Genomic DNA, 5,378 nt, shown 5'->3' with positions numbered 1-5,378 from the left:
GTTCTCACCGGTATCCTCGAGGCCCCCGACAACGAACCCGACAACGGCGCCATCGCATTCGGCGACAAAATAGGTGGTGGGATAGTACGTCAGCGCTTCGAGAAAGACGGCCTGTTCCCAGGGGTCAATGAACGACTCCTTCTCGATGGCAACAATCGCAGCGATATCTGCGGGTGTTGCATGGCGGATCTGCGGCAGCGGGAAGAGGGCGAGATCATGGGGCCGGATCATGGGACAGTCTCCTTTAGCCTGCCGTATTCTGGTAAACATCCTGAGCGTTTGGTATTCATAGCATTTGCCCCTCTGGCAGGACTCCCTCCCCCAAGACGGGGTGAGTCTGCGTTATATGGGATAACACACAATAATGAGAGCACGTAAACGTACTGTCAATGCGCGGTGCCTGGCATGGTGAGGATTTATCGTTTTTCGGGAGTGCGGCCGGTGAAGGAGGCTGCGCCGGAGATCGCGGCAGTGCCGTACGACGTGGTGACTGCTGATGAGGCAAAGGCCATCATTGCAAAGAACCAGAAGAGTTTCCTTCGCGTGAGCAGACCTGATGCCGAACTTCCGGGCATTCCCCCCCATGACGAGCGGGTATACCAGCGGGCGCGGGAGATGTTCCTCCTCCTGGAACGCGAGGGCCTCATGAAGAAAGACCCGGAACCTGGCATGTACCTGTACCAGGCAGAACAGGACGGGGATATCTTCCTTGGCCTCTGCTGCTGTCTCGATGTGGACGATTACCGGAAGAACAGGATCCGCCGCCACGAGCTGACCCGGTACGACAAGGAGGAAGACCGGACCCGGCATATCGAGGCCGTCCGTGCACACAACGGGCCGGTGGTCCTCCTCTATCGCGATGATGCGGGCCTCTTCTCTTTCATCGAAGCGCAGGTAACCCGCACACAGCCACCGGTTGCCGAGGTGCGGACTGAACAGGGAGCAGTCCACCAGATCTTCCGGATTGCGGATCCCGGAGTCCTGGCTGAACTCGAACAGCGCTTTGCCGCAGTCCCGGCACTGTACATCGCTGACGGCCACCACCGTGCCAAGGCATCGGTGAACCTTGCCGATAAGATTCTCGCATCCGGCAACCAGCCGGGCGAGGAGATCTGCCGGTTCATGGGAGTCGTATTCGCCCACAACCGGGTGAAGATCCACGGGTACAGCCGTCTTCTTACCGACCTTGGGTCCTTTTCTCCCGATATGTTCACAAAGGAACTCGGGAAGTATTTCACGGTCCGGCCGTACGCTGGCGTTGATGGCAGCGTGTACAACATCCCCCCTGCGATCGCTGAACCGGAGAGGTATCACGTAGTCCACCTCTATCTCGGGGGAACGTGGTACGAATGCACGCGCCCGCGGGAGAACGGCCCTGAGACACCCGACACGCTTGATGTCGCCGTTCTCCAGAAGCACGTGCTCGAAGGGATGCTGGGCATCACCGACCCCCGGGGCGACGCACGCCTCCAGTACCTGGGCGGGGCCCGCCCGGTCTCCGATCTTGAAAAACTCGTGGATGACGGGACGTACCAGCTCGCGTTTGCCATGCAGCCGGTGAAGGTTGATACGGTCCTCTCTATTGCCGACGCCGGGGGCATCATGCCGCCGAAGTCCACCTGGTTCGAACCCAAGCTGCTGAGCGGCCTCGTTGTCCATTCGTTTGACTAAAGGCTCTCTTCCGCCCGGGAATCCGATCCTTTATTGTTTTTTAACAGCGATGGTGTATGGTATGATTACCATCGCACTCCCGAAAGGCAGCCTTGAGGCGCAGACCCTCCAGCTGTTCAAGGAGGCAGACCTCGAGGTCCGGCGCACGGACCGCGACTACAACCCCCGTATTGATGACCCCCGGATCGGGAAGATCAAGATCCTCCGCCCGCAGGAGATCCCGACCTATGTTGACAAGGGATACTTCGACCTCGGCATCTCGGGCCTTGACTGGATCACCGAGACTGGTTCGGATGTCGTTGAGGTGGCAGACCTCTCCTACAGCAAGACCGGAGAGGGAAATGTCAAGATCGTTGTCGCGGTGCACCGGGACGAGCCCATCGAGAACGTCAATCAGATCCGGCCAAACAGCCGGGTCACGACCGAATACCCCGAGCTCACGAAGAAGTTCTTTGAGGACCTGAAGATCCCGGTCCAGCTCTTCCACTCCTTTGGTGCATCGGAAGCAAAAGTTCCTGACCTGATGGATGTGGTCGTCGACCTCACCGAGACCGGGACAACGCTCCGGAAGAACGGCCTCAAGATCATCGGCCAGATCATGGAGTCCCACACGGCGATCATCGCCAACAAGGCGAGCTGGGCAGATCCTGAAAAACGACGCGAGATCGAGGAGATCCGGACCCTGCTCTTCGGTGTTATTGATGCCCGGCACAAGGTCCTCCTCACGATGAACGTGCCGACCGCATCCATGGAGAAGATCGTTGCAGCACTCCCGGCGATGAAGACGCCTACGGTCAGCCGGCTTCACGGGATCGACTACTACAGCATCCAGACTGTTGTGCCGAAAGGCTCGGTCAATGGGCTCATCCCGAAACTCAAGAAGTGCGGTGCCGAGGATATCCTTGAGATACCGATCTCGAAGATTGTGCCGTGAAGCCTGCACGGGAAAACAATTCTTAATCCTTTCTTGTTAATGCGATATTTTTTCGTGTACGGTTACCTGCACCTGTGACGGCACTTGATAACAGGTATGCATTCTGATGCACTCACAATGATGAACCGCAGTCCGATACGGCGTGAAAAAGCGGTTATTTGGTTACCCCCCGCCATACAACTATTCGAGTTTGATATAGATCGTTCCTCCCGATGTACTGATACAGGTAGGACCGGATTGCGTCACTGAATCATCGGTATCATCTGCCTGGGCAATGACCCGGAACTCGTAGCATTTCCCTTTTGTCCAGAGCGAAGCATCCGACAGGGAAAGTGTGTAATAGGAAGGGGAATTTATCACCTGGCTGCTGATTGTCGTAATGCCCCCGGAAAGCGTATGCCATGAAGCGGCACTGTCCGCCATCCGTGACTGCAGCGTTTCTGTAACGGTTTTATCGCCATCATAGGAGGTCTTCCATGCCAGCTTCCACACGGTTGGATCGGATGTAGTTACGGTGAGGTCGCTAACCTTCAGGGTTTTTGTACCAAACCCGGGATTTTCACCTACCGGATACACCTTGCACTGCATTTGCGGGATGAAGGCGGTCTGTGTCACCGGATTCGTGGTATCGCTCATATCGGTGAAGGTGATGGAAGAGGTGCTGTCAGGGCCGAAGAGATCGAACGACCCCGCCTGGGTCAGTCTGAGGCGTAATGTCGCGCTCCACGTCTCGTTGAGCTTGATGGTTCCTACGTTGTAGTCTATCTGGCGGGCACTCCAGCCAGCCGTGTCATCCTGGACCGTGCTGAAGAGCTGGTGAAAGACCCCTTGTTTGGTAATATTGGTCTTGTTGATGTAGGTCGAACTGTCAGCGACAGGCGCCTTCACCTCATACACGTAGTCCATATACTGGGTGATGTCGCCACCTGTGTTGTCATCAATTGTCACGGTCCCGAAATCGAGGGACACTTCCGTGTCACCCCCGGCGGTTTCCTGAAGGTCCCCGGCAATGGCAATATACACATCTTCGATATTTGCCGAGGACGCTTCAAAGTACTTTCCCCCGGTGGTTGTGGCAAGCGTTTCAAGCGTAGTCTTCCCGCCGCTGGAAATACTGTCACCGAAAGCAATGGAATAAATTTTAATCCCGTTATGGCTTGCATATGCGGCCATGTTCTGGTATCCGTCGGTATCAGGATAGGTCATATAGGATGTTGTCAGATCCCCAAAGCCTGTTGGACTTTTTTGTGACGAAGAATACCCGGTTCCCCTTGCGAGCGGGTCGCCGTAGTAATTGTAATCCCCATCGGATAGCAGGATAACTGCCTTGATGGCATTAGATCGTGTCCTCGATGATTTCAGCTCCTGAACCGCGTTCCGTAGACCATCACGCAGGGGAGTACCCGAGTAGGGAACCATGGAATTGATCGCATTTTTGGCAGTATCCGGATCAGATGTCAATTCCTGATCCACGGTCGCATAATCGAGATAGGATGTCGGAGAGGCTGGATAATGTGCCAGCCTGTACGAAGAATCATCACTTAAATCCAGATCGATTCCAGGGCCCGGGCCATTCGCTGCCCCCCACCAATTCGTATAGCTTGCAGCAGAAGTATGCCCCTTGTTTCCAAACGATACCACACCGATTTTATCGTTCGGTCCCATCTCGTCAACAAATGTCGAAGATGCTGCCATAACGTTAACCATTCGATCCGGGTTATCCTCCATCATGCTGCCGGATCGATCGGTGGTGAGTACAACATCGATGGGATTCGGCTTGAGCGCGGCACCGTCACCCTTTAGCTCGATGGTAAGGTTGAGGTCATCTCCAACATGGGCATTGTCACATTTCATGGACGAAAAAATACTAAGATACGGATAGTTCTTCCAGACAAGAAGGATATCCCGGGATTTGGTTATGGTCCCCGCGGTATTCGTCCATCGTGCTGTCACGACCACCTGGCCAGTGGCAGTCGGGTCGAATCCGGTCTGCCCCTCCGGGGTAAATGCCCCGGGACGGAATTCCGTTGTTGCATACCCGTCATCACCAACCAGGACCGCCTCGGTCGGACCTACTGCAAGCACCGGGTCGGTTGCCCCGATATACACCGCATCATAGGTTGTAGTGCCGAGCGAGAAGTATACCTTCTCGTTTTTCACCGGGTTACCCTTTGCGTCGACTACCCGCGCCTGGAGAATGGCCCGGGTTGCGCTGGCAACATCGAGGCTTGCCATGGACTGCGGGTTTGCCGTAAACAGCATATCCACGGGATCGGTGGTATAGTACTCAATCTGCTGGCTGCAATACCCTGCATCGTACGGATCCCTGCAGGTTGCTGAGGGGTTTGCAGGAGTAGAAGCATTGAGCGTGAATATCCTTGCCTCATCCTGTGCCGGGAAGATGACCGTCACCTTGCCATTAAGATTGGTATACTGTGTTGCGCTCTGTCCGTCGGATGATGTGCAGTACACGGGTGAGCTATGAATCGGGTTGCCGAATTTATCCGTGAGCGTGTACGTAATCGTCACATCATTGACCGGGAGCCCGTCTGCCGGGAGAGGTGATTTTATTCCCTCAGTATTAATGGCACGGGTCTGCTCGATATACCAGGGGATCTCATCAGCAACCCCGACAATTGTCTTGGACGGGATCTTGACCATGGTGCCGATGGGATCCATCCAGAGCGTGTTCTCCCCAGCAGCTGTCGAAAGACGGAGATCGATGGATACGTTGCCCCCGGCATCGGTGTAATAGATTTTTTCGGTCACATAC

Annotated in this window: 3 protein-coding genes and 1 pseudogene; 2 read left to right on the top strand and 2 right to left on the bottom strand. The window is 55.4% G+C overall.

Translation table 11 applies throughout. The features are described 5' to 3' along the window. A pseudogene (locus tag CW742_RS06355) lies at window positions 1-231 on the bottom strand (ribosomal-protein-alanine N-acetyltransferase); the annotation flags it as partial. 174 nt (window positions 232-405) lie between these two features. On the opposite strand from CW742_RS06355, the gene CW742_RS06350 reads away from it, so the two are divergent. Continuing rightward, window positions 406-1,671, top strand: a complete 1,266-nt coding sequence (locus tag CW742_RS06350; RefSeq protein WP_292418037.1) for a DUF1015 domain-containing protein — start codon at window positions 406-408, stop codon at window positions 1,669-1,671. 61 nt (window positions 1,672-1,732) lie between these two features. Beyond that, entirely contained in the window at window positions 1,733-2,605 is an 873-nt protein-coding gene (hisG, locus tag CW742_RS06345; protein WP_292418035.1) for an ATP phosphoribosyltransferase, read from the top strand. A gap of 180 nt (window positions 2,606-2,785) precedes the next feature. On the opposite strand, the gene CW742_RS06340 is transcribed toward hisG, so the two are convergent. Then, window positions 2,786-5,378 (bottom strand): VWA domain-containing protein (locus CW742_RS06340; protein WP_292418032.1); only part of this gene is annotated, 2,593 nt, incomplete at its 5' end.

Origin of the sequence: Methanoregula sp. (genome assembly GCF_002835825.1) — an archaeon.
GTDB lineage: Archaea > Halobacteriota > Methanomicrobia > Methanomicrobiales > Methanospirillaceae > Methanoregula.
This window is presented reverse-complemented; position numbering and strand designations above follow the sequence as displayed.

Coding starts and splice junctions, on each gene's coding strand:
- CW742_RS06350 (WP_292418037.1), top strand. CDS start 406: ATGGTGAGGATTTATCGTTTTTCGGGAGTGCGGCCGGTGAAGGAGGCT.
- hisG (WP_292418035.1), top strand. CDS start 1,733: ATGATTACCATCGCACTCCCGAAAGGCAGCCTTGAGGCGCAGACCCTC.